This window comes from Moorena sp. SIO4E2 (assembly GCF_010671945.1).
GTDB lineage: Bacteria > Cyanobacteriota > Cyanobacteriia > Cyanobacteriales > Coleofasciculaceae > Moorena > Moorena producens.
Map to the genome: position 1 here is coordinate 1 of NZ_JAAHIE010000917.1, position 2,242 is coordinate 2,242.

The 2,242-nt window shown below is 42.3% G+C and carries 1 pseudogene; it reads right to left on the reverse strand.

The features are described 5' to 3' along the window. A pseudogene (locus F6K37_RS38950) lies at nt 1–2,144 on the reverse strand (non-ribosomal peptide synthetase); the annotation flags it as partial. Nucleotides 2,145–2,242: the final 98 nt, after the last annotated feature.

A 2,242-nucleotide genomic window follows, 5' to 3' on the forward strand; every position in this document is an offset into this window, starting at 1 on the left:
TGAATTGGCTTTATTGCCTCAATATAATGGGATGCCATCTCCTCAACAGAAGTTAAGGGTTGCTGTTGTCCATCTAAACCAAGAGATTGTAAACCATATACTGGATAATCTTGAGCTAAATAACGAGCTAACTCTGCATAACACAGGACATTGCCACCACCAGGGTGAATACAGAATAATGGAGGTTGGTTTCCACTGGTTTTGATGCCCACTAAGATGGGGTTTTGTGTATTTACTGAAGAACCCAGAAAGCTGGCTAGTTGTTCAATGGTGGGACTTTGGAAAAGGGTTGCTAAAGGTAAATTGATTTGGAATTGTTGTTTAATCTGGGACATTAAACGGACAGCAAGTAGGGAGTGTCCTCCGATTTCAAAGAAGTTGTCATGTATTCCTACATCTTTTACTCCTAGAACGTTCGCGAAGATGTTGGCGATTATTTCTTCAGTTGCGGTACGTGGCGCTACATATTCCTCAACCGATGTGACACCCCCATCAGGTGCAGGTAGTGATTTGCGGTCTACTTTGCCGTTTGGTGTTAACGGGAGAGTGTCTAAGGTAACGAAGGCACTGGGCACCATGTAGCCTGGTAGTTTCTGCTTGAGGAATTCACGTAGTTGGTTGGTGGTTAGTGATTCATCCTCACTGACATAGTAGGCGACTAGGCGTTTTTTACCAAGAATATCTTCTCGGGCAATGACTACTGTTTTTTGGATTTGGGGGTGGGTGGACAAGACTGCTTCGATTTCCCCTAGTTCGATGCGGAAGCCTCGAATTTTAACTTGGTTATCGATGCGTCCGAGAAATTCAATGTTACCGTCTGGTAGGTATCTCGCTAGATCTCCTGTTTTGTAAAGGCGTTTGGATTGGGAATTACAGAAGGGATTAGTGATGAATTTTTCTGTGGTTATTTCTGGGCGATTGAGGTATCCTCTGGCTAGTCCATAACCTCCGATGTACAACTCTCCTGGTACTCCTATGGGTACTGCTTGGAGGTGTTTGTCTAGGATGTAGATTTTGGTATTAGCAAATGGACGTCCAATCGGAACTAACTTTTCATACATTCCTCGTGGGCAAATATTGTCAAAGTAACAACTATCAACAGTAGCTTCTGTTACTCCATAGGCATTGATGAAATGTGTTTTTTCATTACACAAATCCCTTAATTTTTTATATTCCTCTATGTACCAGCTATCTGAACTAACTATCATTACCTTCATGAAACTCAAATCCTGCTTAGTTTCGTGAAGATATTCCATTAAATTTCTGACTACCGCAGGGACAAACTCAGCACAATCAATCTCTTGAAAGAGCATCAATTCATAGAGTTTCTCAGCATCCAAAAGATCTTCAATCGTCGGGCATAAAACTAATGTTCCTCCAGAACAAAGGGCACGAACTAAATCTCCTCCAAAAACATCAAATGACAAACTAGCCATTTGTAGGTGTTTTCTGGCTTCGGTTTTGAGTTGATACGCCTCTTCCCAAGCAAAGTAAGCATTAACCAAATTACGGTGAGCCACTAAAACCCCCTTCGGAACTCCTGTAGAACCAGAAGTATAAATCACATAAGCCAAATTATCTGAGTGAACCCCAACATCAAGATTCTCCCCACTATATTGGTCAATTGCACCCCAATCACTATCCAAACAAACCATCTGTGCTGTATGTGAGGGCAACGATTCTAGTAACGACTGTTGAGTCAACAACACCTCAACACCGGAATCGGCCAACATATAACTCAGTCGTTGGTGAGGATAATTAGGATCCAGGGGTACATAAGCACCACCAGCCTTCAGTATCCCCAAAAGTCCTACCACCATTTCAACAGAACGTTCCACACAAATACCCACCAATACTTCTGGTCCTACTCCTAAGTTTTGTAGGTGATGTGCTAATTGGTTCGCCCTTTGATTTAATTGATGGTAGGTCAATTGTTCCTGGTTAAACACCACGGCTATAGCATTGGGTGTTTTCTCTACCTGCTCTTCAAATAACTGATGAATGAATTTATCTTTGGGATAGTCACTGCTAGTATCATTCCACTCCACTAACAGTTGATGACGTTCCTCTACACTCAATAAAGGTAACTCTGAGACTAGTTGTTGGGGATTTTCCACAATTGCTGACAACAAGTTTTGGAAATGAGTGCCCCCAGAAGAAACTCCCAAGCACTAATCCCTGATGCTTTGACCTGAACTAACGTCCCTTGTTCTTTCTCCCGTACCACCGCCATTGCTACTAT